The 25,286-nt window shown below is 31.0% G+C and carries 21 protein-coding genes and 5 pseudogenes; 7 read left to right on the top strand and 19 right to left on the bottom strand.

Annotation, left to right across the window (positions count from 1 at the left end; genetic code table 11):
• Positions 1–4: 4 nt before the first annotated feature.
• The 4 genes from DK405_RS09870 to DK405_RS09885 form a co-directional block, all read right to left on the bottom strand.
• A complete protein-coding gene (locus DK405_RS09870; RefSeq protein ID WP_109510704.1) occupies positions 5–1,000 on the bottom strand; it encodes an Rpn family recombination-promoting nuclease/putative transposase in 996 nt (331 codons plus the stop codon).
• Between the two features lie 51 nt (positions 1,001–1,051).
• On the bottom strand, positions 1,052–2,434 hold the full coding sequence (locus DK405_RS09875) for a toprim domain-containing protein (protein ID WP_458693007.1): 1,383 nt from the start codon (positions 2,432–2,434) through the stop codon (positions 1,052–1,054).
• On the bottom strand, positions 2,431–3,201 hold the full coding sequence (locus DK405_RS09880; RefSeq protein WP_064613365.1) for a hypothetical protein: 771 nt from the start codon (positions 3,199–3,201) through the stop codon (positions 2,431–2,433). The genes DK405_RS09875 and DK405_RS09880 overlap by 4 nt, the downstream gene beginning before the upstream one ends.
• A gap of 266 nt (positions 3,202–3,467) precedes the next feature.
• A complete protein-coding gene (locus DK405_RS09885; protein ID WP_109510705.1) occupies positions 3,468–5,894 on the bottom strand; it encodes an AAA family ATPase in 2,427 nt (808 codons plus the stop codon).
• 296 nt (positions 5,895–6,190) lie between these two features.
• Between DK405_RS09885 and DK405_RS09890 the strand changes: the two are divergent.
• The 6 genes and pseudogenes from DK405_RS09890 to DK405_RS09915 all read left to right on the top strand — a co-directional run bounded on the left by DK405_RS09890 (position 6,191) and on the right by DK405_RS09915 (position 12,874).
• Positions 6,191–6,646 (top strand): annotated as a pseudogene (locus tag DK405_RS09890) (conjugal transfer protein TraD).
• A 418-nt stretch (positions 6,647–7,064) separates the two neighbouring features.
• Complete coding sequence (locus DK405_RS09895; protein ID WP_045913028.1) at positions 7,065–8,459, top strand: DEAD/DEAH box helicase; 1,395 nt, start codon at positions 7,065–7,067, stop codon at positions 8,457–8,459.
• Positions 8,460–8,508: 49 nt separating this feature from the next.
• Positions 8,509–9,201 (top strand): methyltransferase domain-containing protein, encoded by a 693-nt coding sequence (locus DK405_RS09900; RefSeq protein ID WP_045913027.1) that lies wholly within the window; start codon positions 8,509–8,511, stop codon positions 9,199–9,201.
• A gap of 524 nt (positions 9,202–9,725) precedes the next feature.
• Positions 9,726–11,021 (top strand): ankyrin repeat domain-containing protein, encoded by a 1,296-nt coding sequence (locus tag DK405_RS09905; RefSeq protein ID WP_045913018.1) that lies wholly within the window; start codon positions 9,726–9,728, stop codon positions 11,019–11,021.
• A 550-nt stretch (positions 11,022–11,571) separates the two neighbouring features.
• Positions 11,572–12,195 (top strand): imm11 family protein, encoded by a 624-nt coding sequence (locus tag DK405_RS09910; protein WP_045913017.1) that lies wholly within the window; start codon positions 11,572–11,574, stop codon positions 12,193–12,195.
• A 151-nt stretch (positions 12,196–12,346) separates the two neighbouring features.
• Positions 12,347–12,874: a hypothetical protein gene (locus tag DK405_RS09915; protein ID WP_064612929.1), complete on the top strand. Its 528-nt coding sequence runs from the start codon at positions 12,347–12,349 to the stop codon at positions 12,872–12,874.
• Positions 12,875–12,879: 5 nt separating this feature from the next.
• Here the strand turns inward: DK405_RS09915 and DK405_RS09920 are convergent, their stop codons facing one another.
• From DK405_RS09920 to DK405_RS09935, 4 genes are all read right to left on the bottom strand, one after another.
• Complete coding sequence (locus DK405_RS09920) at positions 12,880–13,455, bottom strand: HD domain-containing protein (RefSeq protein ID WP_064612930.1); 576 nt, start codon at positions 13,453–13,455, stop codon at positions 12,880–12,882.
• A 100-nt stretch (positions 13,456–13,555) separates the two neighbouring features.
• Positions 13,556–14,413: a sensor histidine kinase gene (locus DK405_RS09925; protein WP_064612931.1), complete on the bottom strand. Its 858-nt coding sequence runs from the start codon at positions 14,411–14,413 to the stop codon at positions 13,556–13,558.
• Positions 14,414–14,434: 21 nt separating this feature from the next.
• Complete coding sequence (locus DK405_RS09930; protein WP_109510706.1) at positions 14,435–15,163, bottom strand: ATP-binding protein; 729 nt, start codon at positions 15,161–15,163, stop codon at positions 14,435–14,437.
• Between the two features lie 350 nt (positions 15,164–15,513).
• Positions 15,514–16,230: a hypothetical protein gene (locus tag DK405_RS09935; protein WP_064612658.1), complete on the bottom strand. Its 717-nt coding sequence runs from the start codon at positions 16,228–16,230 to the stop codon at positions 15,514–15,516.
• 550 nt (positions 16,231–16,780) lie between these two features.
• Between DK405_RS09935 and DK405_RS09940 the strand changes: the two are divergent.
• Positions 16,781–17,010 (top strand): annotated as a pseudogene (locus DK405_RS09940) (DNA adenine methylase); the annotation flags it as partial.
• A 113-nt stretch (positions 17,011–17,123) separates the two neighbouring features.
• Here the strand turns inward: DK405_RS09940 and DK405_RS09945 are convergent.
• The 11 genes and pseudogenes from DK405_RS09945 to DK405_RS09995 form a co-directional block, all read right to left on the bottom strand.
• Positions 17,124–17,627, bottom strand: coding sequence for a hypothetical protein (locus DK405_RS09945; RefSeq protein ID WP_109510733.1), 504 nt, complete (start codon positions 17,625–17,627; stop codon positions 17,124–17,126).
• Positions 17,628–17,673: 46 nt separating this feature from the next.
• The gene (locus tag DK405_RS09950; protein ID WP_109510530.1) at positions 17,674–18,303 is read right to left on the bottom strand and encodes an ankyrin repeat domain-containing protein; all 630 of its coding nucleotides are present in this window, start codon (positions 18,301–18,303) and stop codon (positions 17,674–17,676) included.
• Between the two features lie 239 nt (positions 18,304–18,542).
• Positions 18,543–19,979 carry a replicative DNA helicase gene (locus DK405_RS09955; RefSeq protein ID WP_109510659.1) on the bottom strand — a complete coding sequence of 479 codons (1,437 nt, stop codon included), beginning with the start codon at positions 19,977–19,979 and terminating at the stop codon, positions 18,543–18,545.
• Between the two features lie 8 nt (positions 19,980–19,987).
• Positions 19,988–21,667, bottom strand: a complete 1,680-nt coding sequence (locus DK405_RS09960) for a DnaA N-terminal domain-containing protein (RefSeq protein WP_064613105.1) — start codon at positions 21,665–21,667, stop codon at positions 19,988–19,990.
• A 208-nt stretch (positions 21,668–21,875) separates the two neighbouring features.
• Positions 21,876–22,058, bottom strand: a complete 183-nt coding sequence (locus DK405_RS14535; protein ID WP_231967784.1) for a conjugal transfer protein TraB — start codon at positions 22,056–22,058, stop codon at positions 21,876–21,878.
• Positions 22,059–22,166: 108 nt separating this feature from the next.
• Positions 22,167–23,210, bottom strand: coding sequence for a TraB/VirB10 family protein (locus DK405_RS09970; RefSeq protein ID WP_231967786.1), 1,044 nt, complete (start codon positions 23,208–23,210; stop codon positions 22,167–22,169).
• A 38-nt stretch (positions 23,211–23,248) separates the two neighbouring features.
• Positions 23,249–23,579 (bottom strand): annotated as a pseudogene (locus tag DK405_RS09975) (hypothetical protein).
• Between the two features lie 232 nt (positions 23,580–23,811).
• Complete coding sequence (locus tag DK405_RS09980; protein ID WP_064613177.1) at positions 23,812–24,198, bottom strand: hypothetical protein; 387 nt, start codon at positions 24,196–24,198, stop codon at positions 23,812–23,814.
• Positions 24,195–24,746, bottom strand: a pseudogene (locus DK405_RS09985) (TraE/TraK family type IV conjugative transfer system protein). The gene DK405_RS09980 and the pseudogene DK405_RS09985 overlap by 4 nt, the downstream one beginning before the upstream one ends.
• Entirely contained in the window at positions 24,746–25,081 is a 336-nt protein-coding gene (locus tag DK405_RS09990) for a hypothetical protein (RefSeq protein WP_045913081.1), read from the bottom strand. The pseudogene DK405_RS09985 and the gene DK405_RS09990 overlap by 1 nt, the downstream one beginning before the upstream one ends.
• 33 nt (positions 25,082–25,114) lie before the next feature.
• A pseudogene (locus tag DK405_RS09995) lies at positions 25,115–25,210 on the bottom strand (IS5/IS1182 family transposase); the annotation flags it as partial.
• Between the last annotated feature and the right edge of the window lie 76 nt (positions 25,211–25,286).

The following is a 25,286-nucleotide window of genomic DNA, read 5'->3' on the forward strand; positions in this document are numbered from 1 at the left end:
AAAATTAATACTCTATGTTATTTTTTAAATTAATCACTTCTTCTTTTGACAATCCGGTATTTTCAGAAATAAATTCAACTGAAAAGCCAGCTTTTAATAAGTTCCTTGCAAGCTCTTGTTTAGCCTTTACTTCACCAATCTCTATGCCTTCAGCTCTGCCTTCAGCTCTGCCTTCAGCTCTGCCTTTAGCTATGCCTTTAGCTATGCCTTTAGTTTCACCAATCTCTATACCTTCATCAATATATTTTGCAGCAATAGTTCTCATAATATTACTTTTTTCTTCTTCAGATAAATACTTAGCCAGAACCTGCTCTAATTCTGGTTGCTGACTCTCTAGTAATTTAGTATCAGTATACCATAAAAATGATCTTAGGTAAACATAACCTTTTTCTTTATCAAGTATTAAAACATGTTTGAACTTTATTAGAAAGTCTTCCCAAAGCTTTAACATATCTCGTTGATGAATGTGCTTTAGCATATATTCGAGCATTCCGATATGCTTTTTCCTAACAATTTCATCATTCGACATACTTTGCAAATCAACTAATTGATAGTCGGAGGTCATTAATTGCTTAGCTATCATTGAATCGGTAAATAAATCCCACAAATTCCTAGGTGCGTTGTAGACCTCTTTGCCGTTGTAGATCACTAAATTATACACTAATGGTAATTTAGTTTTTTCTTTCTTATGCCTTTCGCACAATAACAATGTGTATCTCCATAACCGCAGAGCTGTCCAATAATCGACGGTTGATTGAGCTTCGATTAATATATAAATAAAAGCATTGCCATGTTTTTTGGTGGCAACTCTATAGACAATATCGCTGTATTTTTTCTTTAACGATTCTTCTATATAACTCTCTTGCTCTACTTTTATTTGTGATAAATCTATTAAACTCTTGAAATCGCTTGGTAAATAATACTCTAGAAATTCTTGTGCAGCAACTGGATCGCTCATGATTGTCTTTGCCAATGAATCATGCTTTAATTGTTTTGTCATATTTTTTCACTCTATAGTTTTTTAAATAAAAAATGCTGTGTCATACTCTGCCTAGTGTTTCGGACATAATCCTGATTGTATATTAGTTTGTATTGATTCAATTTTTTCATTAAGTTTTCTTATTTCAGGGCTGATAATATTTCTAACAGCATATAATCCTTGAGTTTTTAATACATTATTGAAGTCATTTTTGACTGTGCAGACTACTGCTTCCTTATCCTCCAGAACTTTTTCTGCTTTTTCAGTATTTACGTCATTTTTAACTGCTAGAATGATCTTTTCTTTTGGGCCAGGATTATAGTTTTGCAAATTTTCGGCTTCAATTGCACATAAGATTTTTCCTTCAACTCCAGCTTGTTGAATGGTTAACGCTGTTTCAATATCCTTTGTAATGATTGTTACAGGTGAGTATTTTGAATTCTGTTGAGCAATTTCAGCAAATGAGCCACTAATTGTACCAACAGATTTTTCAGCTACATCAGCTTTATTACATGTTTTTGAATTCAGAACTAATATCTTAGCTCCAGTAATTTCGCCTGTTTCATTTTTAACAAAAATAGTGAGTGCAGGCCAGGATTTTTGAGTCTCTTCATCAAAAACCATATTTGCCCTTAAATTAGAATTGTTAAAGATTTTTGCACTATAAATTCCTGTATGGTTTTCTAAAAATTTGTTTGCTACTATTGCTTCCAGTTTAGCTTCCTCTTCTTGTTTAAAGTAGTATAGAGATGAAGATTTATTATACAATTCTTTAACATTCGTAATATCATTTTGTTTTGCTATACTATTATTTTCTGTTTGAGTAAGTTTGGTTGTTTCAACTGCCTTAGTCAGTTTAGTAATTTCAGGTTCTATAATGTCTCTAATTGACTGCTCTCCACAACTTTGCAACAGATTATTAAAGTCACCATTTTCTGGTGGTTTGACTATACAAGTTATCGCTCCCTTCATTTCTAACATTTTTGCGGATTTAATTACAGTATCATTAGTTATAGAATTTTTGCTATCATTATCTGCTGCAATGATGATTTTTTCACCAGGAAATGGTGAATAATTTCTCAAATTCGCAATTCCTGCACTAGCAATGATATTACCTTTAATGCCTGATTGCTGCAAGCTCAATGCTGTTTCAGCGCCTTCTGCTATAATTGTTATATTAGGGTCATTCGCATTTCGCTTTGCGATTGTTATGAACGATCCGCTGATTTTACCAAAAGATCTTCTGTTAATTGAAATATTCGCCTTATCTCCTGCCAAATTTAGATATACGGCCTGTACTCCGGTAATTTCTCCTTTTGCATTTCTTGCAAATGCTGTCAATGCTGGATAATTTTTTCTCGTTTGAGTATCAAATAGTATACTTGCTTTTAAGTCTGAACTTGCAGTGCTTTTGTCAAAAGTAATACCACGATTTTCAAGATACTTTTTTACTATTTCAACTTCTGCGCATTGATAGAGTCTGTCTTAGCTGTGCTAAGCTGCTCTATTAGGTTAGCAACATTTTTTGTAGCTTGCACATTGTAGTACAGCCGTACTTGCTCTGCATTCCCTATCATGCTTATGTTAGAACTTTCTATGCCTACACCATCATTATGAAGAACATATATATCTTTTTTGACAGCTGTTTGTGGGTTACAAACTGTTGTAGCATATCCATGTTTAAAGCTTATTTTATTCAAATCAAAGCTTACCTCGTTTCCTGTATCTGTCTTAGCTACAAACTTATTTTCATCAATTGATACTAGAGTTGCAAATTCACTGTTTTGTATTTGTAAATCCTTATCGTTTGTTTGAAATACAATTCGGTCTCCAGCCATGTAGTTAGCATATTTTTTTGATTCAGCTCCTGAAATTAAAATGCTGTATTCTGTACCTTTCAGAGCACCATTTTCCTTCATGTAGTTTCTGATGTGTTGATTAATATTTTCAGCTTCTTTATGGTCAGCAATTATCAAACGATCCTGCAGCTCAAATTTACTATTCTTCCAATCATTGATTAATTGGTTTATTGATTCTTTCAGAGTGTTATCAGCTCTCAAGCTATTATTATCACTAAGTAGCACTATACCATCAGCAATATCACCATTTATCAACTTTATAGCTACGTTGTGGTTCAAGCTGTTAGCCTTAGGATTTTCTATATCTGTTTTTGAATTATGAATGTTATTGAAATTATTTGAATCATTGATTTTGTCAGTCATATAAAACCTCACCTTCGCATCACTAAATTGTTTTGCGGTATAAATATTTGCTATTTTTACCGTTTGAATTATAATTTTATTGCTAGGTGATTATTGGAATAGTTTTCCTGTTAAATGTAGAGCTTGCAAAAGTTCAAACGCTTTCAGTATTCTCTTAGCGGGGCATAATGCGAATTACAAACATCACTGTGAGCTGTTTATGTATAGCTCATTTTGTAATTTGCTCTGTGAATGAATAGCTTACATTCAATTTCAAATCTTCAGCACTACCGTCTAATTCTAATTTTTGGAGCTATATCAGCTTTTACAATTTGTTCAGGCTCTGTTTTTACGTTCTGAGTATTAATTAACTTCATGATTTCAGGTATCATAAGCTCCTTAACAGCTGTGGCTCCTTTATTTTTTAGCATTTCGTTAAAATCTTCACCTTCTGAAGGAACTACGATGCTAGTGATTGCTCCTTTGCTTTTTAATGCTTTTGCAGCCTCGTTTATAGTACTTGCATACTCTTTATTCTGTTTATAATTATTTGCAGCTATAAGAATCTTTTCTCCTTGAAATGGTTGATAGTACTTCAAATTATTTACATTTGAGCTATATACCATTCTGCTATCAATGCCAGCCTTCTGAAAACTTGATATCGTTTTTCCTTCTGCTGACAGAATGGTTACATCATAATCATATTGTCTTTGTTCTTTGATTTGCATAAACAATGGAGTAGAAATATCTTTGGTGGTGCATTGCTTTATGCTATTCTCTTGCTGGACTTTTTCTACTTTAGCTTCTTGCTCTGGTTTAGCGGTAAAATGATAATATTCTTTATTCACATGAGATCTATCATTGATATCATTGATTATAGACTTAAACCAGTTTTCAACTTTACTAAAAACTTTACTAAAAACAGTTGTCTTTGTCCGTTCTTTCTCCAATATTGAACGCCTATATTCTGTGCCTTGTAGCGTACCATTTGCTTTTAACAAAGATCTAATACTTGAATTAAGAATGTCGACATCTTTATTACGTACTGTAATTACCAATTTTTCATGTAGCTTAAACTTGCTTAGACTCCAATCATAAATCAACTTACTAATTGAATCCTGTAATGTATTATCAAACTTAACACATTTATTTTGCCTCAGTAAGGTTATACCGCTTAAAATATTACTCTCAGCAAACTTTGTTGCTGCTTCTCTGCTCCAGTTTTCACTTTGTCTGCGAATATCTATTAAAACATGTGAACCGAAATTATTACTCAGCATCTCAAACATTCCGCCTCTTTCTATTGAAGCTAGCTGTTTTTCATCTCCAGCAAGTATCAGTTGACAATAATTGTTTCTAACTACTCTAAACAGCTCTGCATAAGCTTTAGTACCTACCATTCCAGCTTCATCTACTACTATTAAGCTGTCTTGCATAAAAATTTTTTTTCGATTATATAAAAATCCTTTTACTGTATAGACCTCTGTATAACCTTTGCTCCTCAGCTCTGATACTGCCTTATGAGTAGGAGCAAGACCAATAACTTTTTGTCCACGATTTGTTGCGAGCTTATGCGCTTTTGCTAAAACATAAGATTTTCCTGTACCAGCTCTTCCTCTCAAGACTCTAACTCCACTAGTGCTAAGCAAAATATGCCTTAGCGCTTGTTTCTGTTCCTCACTAACATTTGCTAGACCTTCGATATCACTTTTAAGATTGTAAATGTTGTTGTAATAAACCTGATCATTGATTTTATTAGCTATTCTGATTATTCTCGTCTCCTCATTTCGAACCTCAATTGTCGTAAAATATTTGCTACTTTCACCATCATCATGATATAACTCTAGTATTCTATTTGAACTAAGCACTTTCTGAACTAACTGTTCTCTTGCTGTTGGATCTGGTATATCTTTTACTGCTTTTTCAACATCCTGCTTAGTAAAAATAGATTTGTAATGTGTTATAGAATCCGTTATTACGTCAGCATCATTAATAATCTTCAAATGAGCCTCTTTACGTAACTCATTTTCATTTAATACTTCATTAATTAAATTCCTAATTCTACGAGGTCCAATATGCTTTCCAGGCACTTCGCTTGTCTCGTCAACTCTATATGGTAAGCCTAATTCAGCGAAATATACATTAGTTTCTTCTTTTGCTATTTCATGAATCATCTTGTGATCTTTAATAATACGCCACTGACCTTTTACTGTTATAAATTTAGCCTCTAAGTCAACAGCTTTATCACCCAATTCTTCACCATTCTCTTTAAATCTTCTTGTAGTAACCAATATATGCGCATGCCAGTTTTTATCTCCTATTTGAGGCTTATGAATGTCTATCTGTACTCCAAGACCATTTTGCCCCCATTCCATTGCATCAACTATTTGATGAGTTAGTTCTATTCTATGCTCTAAATTTAGCTCCTTCTCGTCTGGCAATGCTATTACTATATCCTTCAACAACTGGCTGTTGTCTTTTTTTGCTGTTCGTTCTACCTCATTCATTAATGTTTGAATATTCTTGAATTCTTGTTTTACATAATCCGGTATCAGCACTGTATGATATACGTTATCTTTCTTACGAGAGAAGTTATACTTTATACCTGTCTTCTCGTTTTCAACAATAGTTCTTGCATTATACGCTGCCTTACGACAACTATCACCTCCTTTACTTCTACTTAAAAATTCAATCCTTGTAAACTGTATAGCCATCTCAATACCAATTCTTACCTGAGTTTTAAGTTAGCATGGTTTTTTTGATTTTGCTAGCACAAACTTCTTTTTTTTTAACATTCAATCTGTTAATGAGTACTCATTTTTTAGCAGTAAACTTTCAAGTTTACATATTGCGTATAAGCTTATTCTTTAATGAAGCTTCTAACCTTGAATTCACGTTTTTTTGACTATAATTATTTGATGTTGGTTTGGTAGGCGCGGTTTTTTTTCTTTACTGGAATTGTATTTTGATATATTCTTGCCTGATTTTTTTATCTTTCTGAATTACTAACATGGCAAATCTTATGCAGCAAAAAATTACTCTTCAACAAAAAAAGGCTAGGCTAATCATGGATGAGGTTAACCTTAAAATTAAAGAACGTAAAATGCGTACTCGACGTCTTATCGAAATGGGTGGATTAGTTGCTAAAGCTAAGCTTGATCACTTACCAACAAATACTTTATTTGGTGCAATTGTTTCACTAAAAGAAACTTTAACACAACATCCAAATGTTCAGGATCATTGGACTACAATAGGTAAAGATATTTTTGATAAAGAGCAGCAAAATAAAGCGGCTGTGATTTTAAAATTTGCCTCTGAACCAGACGAAAACACTAAGCGCCACATTCGCCTTCATGGCTTAAAATGAAACAGTTTTCGTCAAGAATGGTGCGGCCATGTTAAGGACATTGAGGCCTTAAAGAATGGCCTTCTCAATGTTCAGTACAAACTAGAGCTTGTATCTTAGATTTTAAAAATATTTAATGATAGGAAGTTATCAGGAAAGCGTAATTTGAGAATCTGTACGTTATGTTTGATTACAATGGAAATGTGTATAAAAAACACAGTGCCTTTGCTTAACTATACCTTTTATAGGAAATAGCTCTAGTACCTACTACTTGTTAATATACAACCAAAAACGAAATAATAGAGTAGTTGACAATATTTTATAAATAGTGTTACGGTTAACTAATAGCAATCAAATTAGGTGATTATTAATGAGTATTGTTAGTTATATAGTAACAAATCTAAAGCAGAATCAATACTAATGAAGCATGCCAAGCCTTTCAATTAGTATTTAGTAGCAATTTTACTTCTTTTGACTGTAACGTTACTATAACTAAATAATACCATCAGTAATTTAGCACTCTAACTAAAGGTATGATATGAATACTGATGATGGAATGTTACCATTAAGTGATGATGAATTCAGTTCGCTGAAGAATATTAATCCTCAAGAGTTAGATAAAGATTTAAGTTTAGATGAGATAATACAAGAAATATTAAATAGTAATTCTGGTAAAATTCATGATTTAGCAACTAGAGGAATTTTAAAAGATAAGTTTAAAAGGGGAGAAGAAGCTTATAACCATGATTCAAAAGTGTGTCCTCAAGGAAAAAAGATTAACTCTTGGAGTGAGAATGATATAAAAAACTGGTCAAAAGAAATAAGAGAATCTAAGTTATTATCTCAAAACTTTTTGGAAGAAGCTATTGCGATAGTAAAAAGAGCAAACATACATCATTGCAATAATATACCAAGGATTACACAAATTTTATCAGTTTTAATATTTGAGTCATTACAAGATACAGGAACATTATTACAAATAGGTACTGGAGAAGGAAAATCTACAACTTGTGCAATGCTAGCAGCTATCAAGGCATTACAAGGAAATAAAGTTGATATAGTTACTACTTCTTCAGTTTTAGCACAAAGAGATGCAAATGAAAAAGAAGGCTTTTTTAATATACTAGGTCTAAGTTGTGGTTCGAATGTTGAAGATCCATTTGATGGACAAGAAAAGATATGCTACTCAAAAGACATAGTCTATGGTCCAATACATGAATTTCAGTTCGATTGGTTAAGGCATGAACATAAGAAATATGGTACACGAGGTGATAGAGAATTTGGAGTAGTAATTGTAGACGAAGTGGATAGCATGCTAATTGACGAACTTGATCAAACAGCTAGATTGGCTCGATCTGTGCCTGGAATGGAGCATATAGCACCTATATTATGCGGAGTAGCAAGTGAATTATCTAATTTAAATAAAAAAATAATACAGCAAGGCGATAAAACAATATATATAAATGGAGAGTTCGAATATAAAGATGGAGAACTAATTTTAGGAAAAGATAGTAGTGAATATTATATCAGTGATCACTATGCTTTTGTTATTGGAATTTTAAAGGATCTGATTCAAGAGATGGTTACTGGAGGTGAACTGCAAGTACCTAATTTCTTAAAAGATTTTATTCTATATCAGTCGGAAGTTATTGCATCTTCAGCATTTCAAGCACAGTTTTTCAAAGAGAATGAAGATTATATAATTGCTAAGAGAGATAATGATAATTTAGATATTATTCCAGTTGATTATGTAAGTACAGGAATAATAAGATCAAATTGCCATTGGACTGATTATTTACATCAGTTTCTACAGATAAAACATGGGTTAAAACTAACATCAGAAAATTTAGTCACAAGTTTTATTTCTAATTTAGGATATTTCAAACATTATGGGCAAAAGTTATATGGTATGAACAGGTACCATTGGGTCTGATTCTGCTCAAGAACTAGTACGTTCTGTATATGGAGTAAATATTGGGTTTATGCCAACTTATAAACCAAAACAATTTGAAGAAATTGATGGAGATATACAAAACAATGAAACAACATGGCATGGTAGAATAACAAGTAGCATACTTGATGAAGTTGAAAAAGGAAGAGCTGTACTTATTATTTGTGCAACAATCAAAGATGCGATAGAGATTCGTGAACGCTTCATTTCAGTTGTTGGCTATGATTCAGATAAAGTAAGATTATATTCTCGAAATGATAATTATGAGTATTTAGCAGTCAAAGATGAAGTGAATTCAGGAGATGTAATAGTTGCTTTTTTGCCTGAAAATTTGAGAGTAGAAGAACAAGCATTTGGTAGAACTGCAAGACAGGGAGCAAAAGGTACAGCACAACTAATAATATCTGAACCGAATGTTGCTCATAAATTCGAGCTAAAATCATATTCATATAATAGCATAAATGAATTTAAAGTATTGAGAAACTGTAAGGAGTATATCAAAACACAAGAGACCAAATTATACGTGGTAGAAAAAATAAAATTACAAGATTTATTATTTGAGGAGTATTTAAAGATTGAGTGCAATGTGCGTAATGCAATACAAAATCGGTGGCAAGTTTCGCAACTAGAAGACATTTGGGGAATAGAGTTAACCAAACTAGGAAATTTAGTATATAAGAATCATAAAGCACAAAAAGGATTACAAAATATAGCACTCAAGTAGGTTATAAAAGACAATAGTAAGTTCATGCAAAACCCTGTCTACTTGGTTAGAGATGCAATAATAAGTAGGTATAAAGACAATGAATATAGCAAATCATTCAAGTTGTTTGATGAAGTATGTAATGTAGAACCACAATATTCATTATCAGCAATCTAACATAAATTATACATAAAGTTAGCTGATGAAGTCATTTTTTGTTGCAAAAATATATTGCAGTTGCGTATACAGAAAATAAGTTTTTAAAACCATTTGCAATAATTATTAATCATGATATATATTTAATTAATAGTTATTAACTTTATCGCCATGTTTTTTCATGTTGCTAGATCTGCTTCTTAATAGAAAGATTTATCAAGAAAGGATTGCAAAAATACGTTTAACAGTAGACACAAGCATAAAAAGTTTGTAATCCTTGCTCTTCCTATAGTTTGATAAATTTCTTATATCAAAGTTAGACTGTTATTTGAAAATTTAAAGATAATTTTAAACTAAAAAATATTAAAATCACTTAACATATTATACACATGAATGTTCAATTATACAATGCTATTAAAAATAATGATTTAGCAGAATTAGAAAATCTGATAGCTGATGGCTGTGATATAAATAATGAGGTATATAATACTGGATTAACTGCTTTACATCTTGCAGTTATTAACGATCACGTGCAAATTATACAGAAACTTTTAGACATAGGCGCAGATATTACTAAAGAAGCTAATGATGGATTCAGTGCTTTACATTTGGCTATTATTAAAGGTAACTTAGATATTGTACAGAAGCTTTTAGATACAGGACAAGATATTACTGGATGTGCTGTTTTACATTTTACTATTAGTAAAGGAGGTAACATACAGATTATACAGAAGCTCATAGATGCAGTCGCGGATATTAATCAGAAAGATAATGATGGGTGGTCTGCTCTGCATATTGCTGTTAATGAAGGTAACATAGATGTTATAAAGAAGCTTCTAGATGCCGGTGCAGATATTAATCAAAAAAACGGTGAATGGTCTGCTTTACATATTGCTATACATGATAATAACCAAAACCTTATACACTATCTTCTAGATGCAGGGGCAGATCCTACTAATTTGCCAGGTAACCCATCCAACGGCAGTCTATTAAGTTATGCTGTTCATGCTAATTATGACCTTAAAATTATAAAACTGCTTTTGGATAAAGGTTATTCAAATGCAGGAAATTTTGATTTAAATGAAGAAGATTTTTGTAAACATATATCTGATGCTCATCTATTAGAAGTATATAAAAAGATTAAACTAGTAAAATTTATACATTCCAAGGGTAAAATTTGTAAAGATAGTAAAGATAGTGATGATAACAGAACATTCTTTGATCTTATTACTAATACTGATATAAAAGATCAGAATCTGCCATATACCTTTGATCAGGCAAGTGTTGATGAAATATGTACTGAGCTTAATAAGCATATTAATGTATCTATCGCTAGTCAGATGATGGATATCATGAATAGGATGGCTGTCAGAAAAATCCTGATTGAAAATATAGAAATAGAACACAATAAATATCAAAATGATGAAAGTTCAGAAAAAAAGAAAATTCAGATATTTGAGATTAATTTTGACTGCATACAACACTTACTAAATAAGCTCAGCAATAAGGATATTTTCAACTTTAATAGATCAGTATGCAAGACATGTGTAGACGAAGTGCAAAATGAAGTGCAAGTTGATCTCAACAATCCTAATATACAAGTAGAATGTGAAAACTATACAAATGAAACACAGACAGAAGAATCTGAGAATAATACATATGTTCATACTATCGGAGAAATCTAGCATACATGATGGTATTATTTAGTGTATAAGATGTAAGCGCTCATAGCGCTTCTTCTGACAAATATGTGGCACAATTCGGTTTTTATATATCATCCCAGTTTTAATCACAAGCCTCATCAAATGTAACATACAGATTTATGCCTTATTACACTTTTCTGGTAATTTCTTATCGTTGTTTTCCTAGAGCTTATTCAAGGGTTATAAATCGAATTTTGTCATCATTAGCTATCTTTCAAAACTAGAATTAAATACTATTTGCAAAAAGTGTAAAGCAATTAAATCCAACTCTTACTCAAAAAGAGGTTGATATTATCGCATGGCGGAAAGTACAACCAAGTCAACATCAAACTCATTCAGGAAGGCATGATAATAGTTATGTTGTTCCAATTGAAAGAAAACTTGATAGATTGTGGAAGAATGTAGAGTTAGGAAAACTGAATAAAGAAGAATGTACAAAAGCAATATATGACTTTATGGATAAATTAAGAGACGATATAAAGAATGGAAGTATTAAACTTAACTAAGAAAAATAATATAAGAATATAAAATAATGAAAAAAACCAAAAAATTACCAAATAAGTTTTATGGAACTAAGCCTTTAATAGCTATGGACAGATCTCTTTATCTTTATGATCATCCTTTTAGAATAGGTAAGTATAGTCTATACCAAGGAATGCCAGGTGAAAGAATGGAAGAAAAAGAATATAATTTTATTTATGGAACAAATGCTTTGCAAGACAGTTTAATAAAATATGACTTTCTAAGTCAGATTGATGGAGGGGCAAGGTTTTTAGTACATAAAAGAGTATTGGATAAGTTACAGGAAATGTGTCCAGATGATTTTCAAGCATTTCCAGCTACAATAAAAAATATAAAGAAAAAGAATCATGATTTTGAAAATCATGACTATTACGTATTACATATAATACCATTGGTAGATGCAATTGATAAAGATAAAACTATGATAAAAGTTATACATGAAGAACGGTGGGAGATAAAAAATTTAATCTTTAAAGAAAAGTGTATGGGAAAACATTTATTAGCCAGAGTTAAGTATAAAGTAGGAATATATATATTTGCACCAGAATTAGCAAGAGAATTTGCTTGCAGTAGAGGTATAGAGTTTTACTCAGATATAGAACATCATAGTTGGAGACTTCATTTCTTCATATAATATTAAAAACTAGATATCAAGAATAATTCAGAAAAGTTGTTTTGGAGGTTCAATTTTTAATTCTTTAGCTAGAATAGATCATTAGCACTTGATAACATAGCTAATATATTTTATAGACAGTATACAATCTAATTTTCTTAAGGGGGTGGTTATGTATAATGATAATTCTGGCCAAGCTACATCTGGCATGGTTAATCAAACTAAAATAATTAAGCCAACTATAGATTTTCTCTTAAAAGAGAATAATAAGACCGTAATCTTAGTTGGATATGATGAAAATATATATTCTGATATTATTAATGGATGTGATAATTATTCAAATATAAAAGCCCATACAGTTAAGAGAGATAACTTATATATTTCAATATTTTACCATCCTTACGACATACAAGAAACACCAAGCAATAGAGTATATGCATTACTGAACTGTAGGAAAGGCTTTATACTTGGTAATAAAGGGGCAACTATTGTATTTAATGCTTTGAATTATGATATTCAAAAAGAATTAGAAGAACTTAAGCATGATGAAAGATTTACTGATAATAACATTAGTATTTTAGATACAGATGGCTTTATAGAGTTTATAAATCATAAACCAAACGATGAAGATTTAGATATATCATGTGCTGGAATGGTTTTTGAAGCAGTAAACTCTATCTCAGCTTGTGTGATTTTGTAGAAAAGCTAGGTAGCATACAGCTTACAGTATTTATTTAGCTCTATAGCAATTTCTTGTAATTTAAGATATTCAGCAAGAGGTATAAATTCTTGCTGAGTTTCTAGTATGATTTCTTGTCTTTTTTCATAAGGTTTTATTGATACAGTCTGAATATTATGGAATCGGTCGAAAAGCTTAATTAATAATAGTTCTGTTTTATTTCGGTTATATAATGTTTGAATCATCTCTCTAGAACTAATTTTTTTATTATCCTTAATCCTGGTGAGATCTGAAACCTGTTCCGCAATTTTTCTACCGAATACCTTAACAATCTTTTCTTTGGTTAGTGTTGTGTCTTCGATAGTATCATGTAGTATTGCTGTAATAATCGTATCTGTTTCAAAGCTGTAGTATGCAACCATATAAGCTACTTCTAATGGATGTGTGTAGTATAGTTCTCCTGTATCTCTCTTTTGCTGACCATGATATTTTTTAGCATAAAATATTGCTTTTTCAACTTTATCAAGATCAATTTTAGTGTCAAATCTTACGTTGGTTTCAAACAGCTTATTTAGTAAGCTTTCGCTATAAAAGTCTATCATTTTTCATCTCTAAATAATCTTTAATAAATTATACAATAAATTAAACTTTTTATATACTTCAATCCCAGATAAAAACTGGGAAAAAAGCGAATTAATTTGATTAAAAAAGTTGTACTGGAATATTGCAAGTAATGGTTGTAAACTTGTCTTTTTCGCTTTCTATTTCCATTTCTCCATTAAGTTGATTAATAAGGTAATTTACAAACCATAATCCTGATTCAAGCATTAGCGGATAGTCTCTTACCAACTCAAAATCAGCTAATTTAGCTTTTATATTCCCTAATTTTTCTTTTGAAATGCCGCTTCCTGTATCGTGTATTCTAAATTGTAGTATGTTATCGCTTTTTATATAATTTTTTATAGTAAACAAATGAACTGTAATTATAACCTGGCAGCTGTGATTAAATCTAATGACGCTTCCTATTAATTGACTTAATATAGCTTGTAAGTGATCACTATTTCCAATCACAATATCCTTCATTTTGTACTGAAAATTGTAATTGATTTTTATATCTTTCTCTTTTGCAATGTCTTCTAGTCTCCTGACGGCATTTTTTACTAGCTTTTGTATGCTAAATTTTTTTAAACATAAATTTTCATTCTCAATTTCGCTTCTAAGCGTGTAAACTACGTCGTTACAGTATTCTTGGAGATTTGCTGATCGATTTAATATTGTTTTCAGCTTATCTTTATTTTCCGAATCATTTAACATGATCTCGCTTGCTAGCCTTACAATTTCACTCGTTGCAATATTAAATCTATATTTAATCTCCTGTATTAAATCTGTACAATATTCTTTCAATGATTCAGCTACCTCGACCTGATACTTCGCTTTTCTTAGCTTTGTTATTATTTCCATATATTCATCGATATTCTCACTCTCTCCATTCACCAACGTAATTGGTATTGGAGGAATTTGTACCATCCATTTGTTAATTGTTTTCTTCTTTTCTTTCATAGCATTCTCCTAAAGAATAATTCAAACTATTGTTGGTACATCAAATGAAAAAGTTACATAATTATTTTGCTCTTTAACTCGTAGATTTCCTTTCATCTGATGTGTAAGATGTTTTATAAATGCTAATCCTTCTCCTAGTTCTTGATACATTACCAAATTCGTATTCTCTAGTTCAGCATTTATTCTTTCTAATTTTTCTTTAGAAGTGCTTAGTCCTATGTTTTGTACTGTAAATTGTAATATTTCTGAATACTGATTGAGGTTAATAGTAATCTTGCTATTTTTGCTGCTATTTATAATAGCACTACCAATTAACTGACTTATTACTGCTTTTATTCGAAAACTATCTCCAATCAGAACCGTCTTTATGTCATTTTGAACATTTAGCTTTATATTCTCATTTTCAAAATGTTCCCTCATTCTGATAACGGTATTATTTATTAGCAATTCTATGTTAAATGTTTCAATCCTTACATTCGTTGATGCTATGTATTGTCTAAATAAAAAAATTATTCCATTTAGAGAAGCTATTATATTTATCTTTTTTTTATCATAGTTATTTACGATTCGCCTAAAATATTGTATCCAATCTATGAAATTTATGCTTACTTGCTCAGATTCCTCTAGCTGGCAGTATAGTTTTTGCATTTCACTATCTATCTGTTTTATTGTTGTGCTATTAATTCCCTCTGTGGATAATTTTTCGGTTAATTTATTGATTTTATTTTGACCTTCGTCTTCAATAGGCATAGAATCCTCCTGCTGTATTAGTTTATATAGCAGCTAGAGATTTAAAAAGTAAATTTTAGGTTTATCGTCTTTAATCTCTAGCAGAATATTATCTAAATCTTGAATCTCAGATAATATCAGGTACACAGTATCATTTAGATTTTTATCAGTACATGACTTTTTGTCATAATTATGAAAAATTTTTCATCTTTTTTAAAGTAGATGCGAAATTGTCGCATTGTTATTTACATCTAAAAAAACAAAATATCCTTCAAAATTAGATATACAATTGATTCTGAGTTATAAAAAAAGACTTTGATAATTTAGTATATTAACTGAAAAAGTTCTGAACTTATCTTATTGCTCTTAATTTAAACATCAGGTTCGAGCACGTCTTTAAAACGACCCATAATATCACAAATATAAAAATCAAGTGCTGTATTAACTAAGTCAAAATCTTTTTTTTCTATCGAATTAAGATCTTCTTTTATTTCAAGCTGCCCTTGAGCCAATAGTAGTTGTTTGATAATTACGTTTCTTTGTTTCGAATTAATACAATGATAATACTTAAGTGTGCGGTATAGTAGTTTTTGTTCAAGATAAATTATATTCTTAAAATGTTCTGGTGTAATAAATTCCTGAAAGGGTTTGATCCCTTTATTTATTAGCATATTGCTAGAACATTTTTTGATTGGTATTTCAAGTGCTATGGAATGCATTCGTATAATTTTATACATACAAAAATCAAGAAAGTTTTGACCTTTCTTATTCCAAATAAAATCATTTTCATTTGTTAATTTTAAAATATATTTTTGTTCCTTTCTGGTTAAGTTATAATTTAGATCAGTTAAATAACCTGTTAAACATTTTTTTTGCTGATCTATTGTTAAATTAGATTTTATCTTTATAAGATGAGTTATTAGAAGTTGTATTAAATTTTTTTGTTCTGTATGACTGTGCAAGTCATTAAAAAAAGCAAACCATTTTTCCTGTGAAACTGAAAAAATTTGTGTTGCTTTATTTTGTTTGCGTAGGTTAAACATTCGATAGAACAAGTGTTTTGCTGCGCTTAAGACTTGTATATGCATACTTTACTCTTTAAAACCCCGCATAATATTTAACAATTATATATTTATTATTAATCTTGAGTTATAAATTGAGATAGCCTAAAATAATTAGGCCATTAGCAAAATGTAAAACGTAGCTATGGAGATATCGTATTTTTAGATTTTTTTTTGTTTATTGTTATTTTTATAACTAATAATCATAGCATTACTTTTGCTATTTGAAGTAGTAATTAAAGTGTAGCTAGAGATTCATTTGTACCTTTACTAACAGATTCTGAAGTTTTAATGAAATAACCTCTAGCTAAATATTATCTAAATCTTGAATCTCAGATAATATCAGGTATACAGTATCATTTAGATTTTTATCAGTACATGACTTTTTGTCATAATTATGAAAAATTTTTTCATCTTTTTTAAAATAGATGCGAAATTATCACATTGTATCTCTAGCTACAAAAATATCATTCAAAAAAGATTTATAAAAAAAGCTCTGTAGCAGTTATTATTACTGGCTTTAAGGCTTGTTTTCTGCTATAATTCATAGCAGAGATTTAATTAATCAAAAATTCTTGTGTCAATAGCAATTTCTAATGAACTAAAGCCTTTTCTCCATTGAGTTGGAGGCAAAAGGAGAATTGTTAATAAATTAATAGAGCATCTTCCTTCAGGGCCACACTATAATTACTATGAACCATTCCTTGGAGGTGGGGCTTTATTTTTTCAAGTTAGGCATCTGTTTAAACAATGTTTTTTTCTGATATTAATCTCGACTTAATTACTAGTTATCACGCTGTAAAAAAGACTTCTTCATTACTCATATTGGATTATATACTCAATCAATGAACAACGCAATCCTGTTAATGAGCTAATCATTACTAACTATTCGAACTAACTACTTGACCTGAGCTTAGCAATTAAAGATGAACCCGCAATCCAAATCGTATATGAATAGGAAGTGGTCTATAGTTAGCCATTGTGCTACATTCAATGTCCAAATATGTATCTCTTGATAAGTTTATTGTTGTACCAACTCCTAAGTCTATACCAGTACCGCTATCACTATTGAAAGCTGATACTAGGCCACCTGTAACAAAAATTGATGCTTTGTTACCTTCAATTATATTGTAATAATAATTTCCTTGAATAAAGTTATCTCTACAGTTGTGATGACACATAAATCCTAATCTTACATCCATTCTGTGCCGATTTAATCTATAACCAATTCCAGCTTCTAATGTATCGTAGTTAGTAACAATACCAGTTGAAAATTTTATATAGAATTGCGAAGTATCAATACCACCTTTAGAGGCATTGAAGTTTACATTATTATTCGCTGTACATATCGATGGTGAAGATAATACAACGAATGCTAATATAACAGCATAACCCGGTTGTAAAAGTAATTTCAAAACATTCATATTAACTTCTCTTTTTAATATTAACATATTAGCTATCTGTTAAAACCTAATACCATGGGACCGATTGTTCCGTTAGAAAGTTGAATACATCTGCATTACCGCTTTTAGCAGCATAATCTATAGTAGTCATGCCGTTATCATCTTTTGCATCAATATCTGCTCCATAATCAATCAAAAGCTGTATAATATCTATGATTTTATTACGAACAGCAATATGTAGTAGCGTTTCTCCTTCATCATATTTTTTATTAATACCAGTAGAATTATGTTTTAGCATAATTGCTAAAGGTTCTACACATTTGCATTCAACAGCATCAGATAAAGGTGTATTACCTTGATTATTCTCGATATTTACATCAGCATTATATTGTAGCAGTAATGCTATATGATCATTGCAATAGGTAGGATATTTTTCGAAAAATTCATAATATACTTGAATTGTATCCACAACAAGATGTAAAGCGGTGTGCCCATCATTATCTTGTGCGTTTATGTTAGCTCCATTGCTTAGTAAAATCTCGGCAATAGGTAGATTCTTATATTTCAAAGCAACAGATAAAGCTGTAGTACCGTCTTTATATTTTGAATTGACAAGTGTACTATCCTTATTAATAAGCTGCTGTACTTTGCTTCTGAACAGCTTATTTATTAAGCTCTCACTATAAAAATCTATCATTGGCCACCTCTAAATGGTTATTAATAAATTATACCATAATTTAAACTTTTTGTATACTCCAATCCCAGATAAAAACTGGAAAAGAAGCAAATTAAATTATAAATTTTTTGAATTCAGTTATCACGATGCCAAAAAAAACTAATCTTGAGTTGCATATCTCTGGTGTTAATGAGTAAAATTTTGCTGTAATTTTTTTTTTGGACCAGCATTTTTTCATCTTATGCATAATCTAGCGTTTATTAACATTGCTGAGAGTTTTTAACAATATTGCCAAATTTAGAATACCTACTATTATAGTGCAACTTCACTGTACCAACTGGCTCATTACGGTGTTTAGCAACAATTATTTCAGCAGTGTTATAACATTTATTTTGTCTAGCTTTCCATTCTGTATATTCTGGAGTACCTCGATCTGGTTCTGATCTAGACAAGTAATATTCGTCACGATATATAAGCATTACAATATCGGCGTCCTGTTCAATTGAGCCTGATTCTCTTAGATCTGAAAGAATAGGCTTTTTATCTGACCTTTGTTCTACAGCTCTAGACAATTGAGATAACGCAATGATTGAAATATTGAGCTCTTTAGCAAGAGCTTTTAAGCTCTGAGTAATTTCAGAAATCTCCTGTACTCGATTATACTGACTTCCTCTGGAATCAATTTTTATTAGCTGTAAATAATCAATAAATAATATTGCTAAATTATGAGTACGTTTAAGTCTACGAGCTCGAGATCTAATTGCAGATATCGAGATTGCTGGAGCATCATCTATAAAAAAATTCCACTTTTGTATTTCGTCTTGTACAGTCTTTAACTTATCAACATCTTGTTCACCTATTTTACCGTTAAATAATGCAGAGCTATTAATTTCTGATTCTATAGAAAGAATTCGAGTAGAGATTTGCTGAGATGACATTTCTAAAGAAAAGAATCCAACTGATGGCACTACATTATCTTTAGTATTTTTTTTAGTAAGAAAATATTTACAAGCATTTATTGCTAAGTTAACTCCTAAAGCAGTTTTACCCATTGATGGCCTGCCAGCTAATATTATTAGGTCAGAATTTTTAAATCCTCCAAGCTTTGAATCAAGGTCAAGTAGTCCACTACTAATACCGTTAATAGAGTTTTTATTTTTAATAGCAGATGAAATTGATGTCCATGATTCTTCAATTGAAGTTTGTAATTTTGTAAATCCTTTACTTAAAGTTCCCCTTGAACCTAGATCATATAATTGAGATTCAGCAGTTTCGATCTGACTTATAGCTAAATCTGCTAAAGTAGAAGAATACGCATTTGTTACTATTTTTTCTCCAATTTCAATTAAATAACACCTCAGCGCAAGATCATATACTATTTTGCCGTACTCATTAACATTAACTATACTTAATGCTAACGTTGTAAGTTTAGCTAGATAATCTACTCCACCTATTTCATCAAATGTGAGTTCATTGCCTAGCATATTTTTGAGCGAAATTACAGTAGCGCTAATTCCTTTACTAATAATGAGATTAATTGACTTGTATATTTTGCCATGTAATGGTTCATAAAAATGTTCTGGCAGTAAAAATTCGTTAATGTTATATAGCGCACGATTGTTAATCAGAATTGCTCCAAGTATCATTTGCTCTGCTTGAATATTATTTGGAGCAATCTTTGCAAGATCTTTTTCCATATCACTCTTTAAATTTTATTAAAATTACTAAACTTAACTAACTCGAAAGAAAATCCCTGAGCTTTAAAAGAGGACTCAAGATCTTTCAGATAGTTCTCTCTGATGTAACTATTTTCAAATTCTGTTTTTGCTTTGATGAATATTTTTTTGTTAACACTATCTTCATTTATAACTTCTAATTTGCTAAACCATGATTTATCGATAGCTTGACCGTAACTTTTAATCAAAGATTCTCGTACTTTGTACCAAGTCGACTTTGAGCCCAGTTGTTTACTGATATTCAAGAGATACTCTTCTTCATTGATTTGTTTCTGTGAAACAGTTTTGAGTTGCTCAAATGGTGTAACTTGTAATTCTTGAATTTCGTATCCATATACATCTTGTACAGCTTGTAATATCTTTGATCTGTCACATTCTGTTAGTGTGATATTTTTAAGCAACTTAACAAAAAACTTAGTTCGAACTGCTGGCCCAAAACTACAAGAAGTCAAAATTTGATAAGCCATATCTGCTTCAAAGACTCCAGCTATTTTACGCTTCAACTGAGCCTTCATACTACGATCTGTACCAGATTCAATATTTGCTAGATACTGTTCTTTAAATCTTCCTACATCATTAAATCCAAAATTTCTACTATTAGCCTGATCAGTAGTTAGTAATTCATTTGCTAAGGCTTTTGCCATATAGTTTAGCACTGCTATCTTATTTACAAAATGACGGTTTGGATATTTATTTGATAACTTCAACAGTAATTGATTTATGAAGTATATGTTGAAGCTTCTACTAGACATACGTTGCAGTATAATTGCATCTTCTGGTGTTAGTGGATAATAATCTGCTAGTCTTTTTCTTTTGGGACAGCATTCATTCTTTTCAACCTCTGAATCCTTAGTAATAGCTGAAGTTGCTAACTCACTATTTTGCTCATAATTCTTGTTTGATGGCTTTTTATTACTAACATCACTAAGCTCATAGAAATTCAAATTCTGTTGTTGCTGTTGATCTTTTTTTTCATTTCCTACTAACTCAATTTCTATAAAATCATCAGATTCCGTATATTTAAACTTCAAATTTTGCTGTTGATCTTCATTTTTATTTTGATCATTCTCTATTAACTTATCTTCAGTAGATCTAGATCTATTATTATTTTTTTTATTATTATTATATCTATATATGTAGCTGCAATTTTTTGCAGGTTCACCTGCAAATTCTTGCAAATTGATGTGAAAATTTTTTTGTTGCAGAAGGACAATTTTTTCTTCTTTTTTTTCTTTTTCAGTGAAACGCTGAAAATTTTTTAGAAGTTTTACACAAAGAACATTACGTAACTTGAGATTGCCTTTAATTATTGTTCTATTTTCAACTTTAATAAAACCTGCATTTCTTAATTCAACCAAGCATTGCCTAACTCTGCGGTAACGAAGGTTTAACTCCTTTTCAAAAAAGTAATAACTTTCCTGTAATTCATCTATATCTTTGTTGTAATAGATTTGTAGTCTATATACCATCAATGATAAAAGCTGTTTAGATGTTTTGCTTAAAGCTTTAGCATTATCTCCAATCAGATCTTTCCATTCTGCTGGAACAAAATTTCCAATAAAACGATAAAAGACAGTTGCATTATTGCTACTGTTATTATTAGCAATTTTGCAATTATTGCTTGCAAAATTACGCAAATTTTGCGCCATTTCTAACCTCCAAAAATGTCAGATATAGCAGGTGGTTCAGGCAATTTTCGCTATCGAAAACCACGTTTTTATACCGCGTAAATATAGCGATTTAGTAGCTATACTCAAAATTTAACACTCTGAAAGGCTTATAACAGCACAGTAGTCTTAAACATTTAAATGTACCTGGTTAGGCTTATACAGCCCAATAGCAATAATAAAAACTTCATTATAAATGCTCCTCTAACCTTTGTGATTGGTCAAATTGATTATGAGAATTAACCTTTTCATAGCTAGTTGATGGTGAATAAGTTAAATTATGTAGCTTCTTCTTGTGCTCGCATAAGTCAACCCCTTTTTTAAATACAACATCGATGACTCTACCTGAGGCAACAACAATGACTTGGCTCATGGAATCAGCTCGCTTTATAGCAAAATCAGCCAGCTTATCAAAAGCATTGCTAGCTCCAGAGTAAGCTCCAAACTGAAACGCATCTCCAACACTTAACTCTGATTGCCACTAACCTGGAGTCATTATATTTAACGTTGAAGCTGTTGTCATATCAGGTTTAATAGCCTTAGCTTGCAGAAACTTAGCAATATTGCTAAATACTCCATTTAATGCAGCCATTCTTACTACTTTAGACGATTTATCTACCACGATTCCTTTAATTCCAGAACGTCCATCTTCACCTATCAACCAGCCTTCCACCTTTTTCTCGATAATATCTCCTTGGTTATTGACTACTGAAAGAGTTTCGATGCGACATTTAGCTCTCTCTGAGGAAATCTCTCCATTACATGATCCAATTAAAATCGCCTTTTTGATTTGATCAGTTTTATATTCATCATAAAGAATAGCTGTATCTAATAGCTGCAGAACAATTGGTTCTGGTGATGAAGAGCTGTTTGTTCCTGTGCCTACAACGACTTCAATAAGCAGGACAGCTCTAGCAGAACTACCGCTAGTAACATAGTTCTCAACATTTTTTTTTTGCTCAGATTCAGCTCTCCTAAGATTTACATAAGGCTTTACTACTACAGGAGCTTGCTCTGTTTTGTTATCATGTGGTGAATTTGAAATATGATGATTAAGATCAGCACTGAACTCATCACTATCATTATTATATAGAAGTTGCTTAGGCTGATTCTCCAATATCTCAAGTTTTTGGTTAAAATTATTAATTTGGGCTGTAGTTTCTAAATATCTGCTTTCTATTACACTTTCAAATCTATCTTTTAATGTTTTGACTTCATTAAGTATTTCTTCTGTCCATTTTGCTCTCAAATCTACAGCTTGTTCTATTCCAGAAATCGCTTCTCTTGACTCACGATTTTCAATAAAAATTATAGATTCTTTCGTTTTACCACTTTCAGATAAAAAATATGAAACAACCATTATTGTGATGCTTATAAAAGTTAAGGCAATTACTGGCTTTCTACGAATGATATTTGTTAATTCTGATAACTTGCTATTAGGCCTAACAGATTCAGCCTTTGGTTTATCATTTAGCTCTAAATCTTCTTCTTTTGTATTATTATTGTCTGAATTGTCCTGTTCCACTATTCCTCCGCTTTTTGAATGTTAATGTTTCTACCTTATCAATTAATTTTCATACCACTGGCAATTCACTAGGTAAAAGCCTAAAATAACACCAATTGCTACCATTACTCCTGCAAGCTTTATATTCCCTCGTGCTACAGCCCAAATCGATGATAAAATAGTTGCGCTTGATATACCTATTGTTTTTAGTTTTCCACTAAAAAGTCCGTCTATTTTATTAAGCTGCCCTTCAAGAGTATCAGCTAATCCTGGCTCAAAAGAAAAAACACAAGCAGTAATTATAATTAACAGTCCTACAACTACATTATTCCACTGTATTCCAAATGTAGGTTTTAGCATATTTAGTCGAGATTTTTGATATATGAACATTGTTATTGCTTATTAGTAAATTTTGCATTATTCTCCTAGTGCTAGTGAATTCCATGATCAATGAAATTTTACTTTGAAGTGGTTTTAATAAGCTTGATTCAGAGCGGGCAAGTCTTTGAAGTAAAAACTAGCACTTTAAGCCAGTTTTATTTTTTTCTTAGTATTTCTACTTTGTTTTTTAGAAAGTTTTGCTGTTAATTCTTTTGTATTAAGGTCATTACTGAACAAATTGTTATTGTTTTGAATTATCCTTTTCCTCTATTTTTGTAGCAGCATTAACAAGCATTACAGGGTTTGGAGTTTTTGGAGTAAAAGTTGACATTAAATCTTGAATTGTTTTATATTTTCCTATTACCATTAAATAAACTTTGTTTTCTTCTGCTCGTGGAGCAATAAACAAACATCCAGACTCATGAACTATACCTTCAACTGTGTTTTGAGGGTACATAAGAATATCATTAATTTTTTCATCTTTAAGATTAATTCTTGTTGGCCCACTATCAGAAATCTCAAGCTTAAGCAGCTCATCATCTTCTAACTCATATTCTACCGCATATATATTATTAACGTTGACTAAAGCAATAAGCCCTATCATAAATCTCAAAACTCTAATACTCATTTTTTTATTCCATTCTCTTTAACACCAGTCAATAACAAAAGGTAATTAGGAGTTCGCTTGTAAGTCAAAAGGTAAGTCTTATCGACAGCTATATGTTTACTATCGCTAAACCAATAACGAAGCGTTCCACTAATTAATACTCCATTCATTTATCACTTCAACATTCTTCGGAAAAAAGACTGAAGATACATTTGAGCCTTTAACAAATTGCAAATGATTCTGAAAAAAATTTTTAAAGATTCAGTATTACTGAATGCCACTTTCATGTCTGCTGTTTGTCTTTCTACCTCATTTGGAGAAGTAGTAAATAAAAATTTCATCACATAAATTGCCCATTCCTTTAAATAGGTTTCATGGTAATTTTTTGATGAAACCATCATTTTACGATCAGGCTCCATTGCTGGAATTAATAACCACTTTTCTTCTTTGGTAATTGCAGCCATTATCGCAATTATATTAGCTGCAGCTAGCAATATAGTTACTGAAAGTAAGCATTTATTATATTTAACCAGCTCTTGTATAGCATTTTGCTTAAAGAGATGATTCATTATTTGCCAACTTTTTTGCCCAGAAGTCTTGAATATCCTAATGGAGCTGGCAATAAACCTTTAGCTACTAAAAAACTTTTTAGCAAAAAATTCTCCGGTACCTTCTTAAATTTCTTAAAGCAATAACATAGAGCAATTCCTCCAACCATAAATGCTAGGCCTAATTTAGCATGCCTGCTGTTTAGTAGTACAATTCCTGGAGCTACTCCAGCTAGCACTACTCCCCATTCGTCAATGCTCAAACCCATATACTTCAACGGCCTCGATAATGCCCAACATAATTTTTGATTTTGCATAATCACCTTTAGCCGCAATTGTAGCATGAGATTTCTCATTCTACTACTATAATAGACCTCTTTCGAAACTGGTTAACGTAGTTCAAAATTATAAATGCCAGAGATCAAATTAAATCTAAAACCGAATCTTTTACGTCTATTTGGATATTTATTAGCAATAATTTTGAACTACGTTAACCAGTTTCGAAAGAGGTCTAATGTTTAAATTAGCTAAACATCTTCAAACACAGATTTTACCTGCAAT

It is taken from the genome of Orientia tsutsugamushi (assembly GCF_900327275.1).
GTDB lineage: Bacteria > Pseudomonadota > Alphaproteobacteria > Rickettsiales > Rickettsiaceae > Orientia > Orientia tsutsugamushi.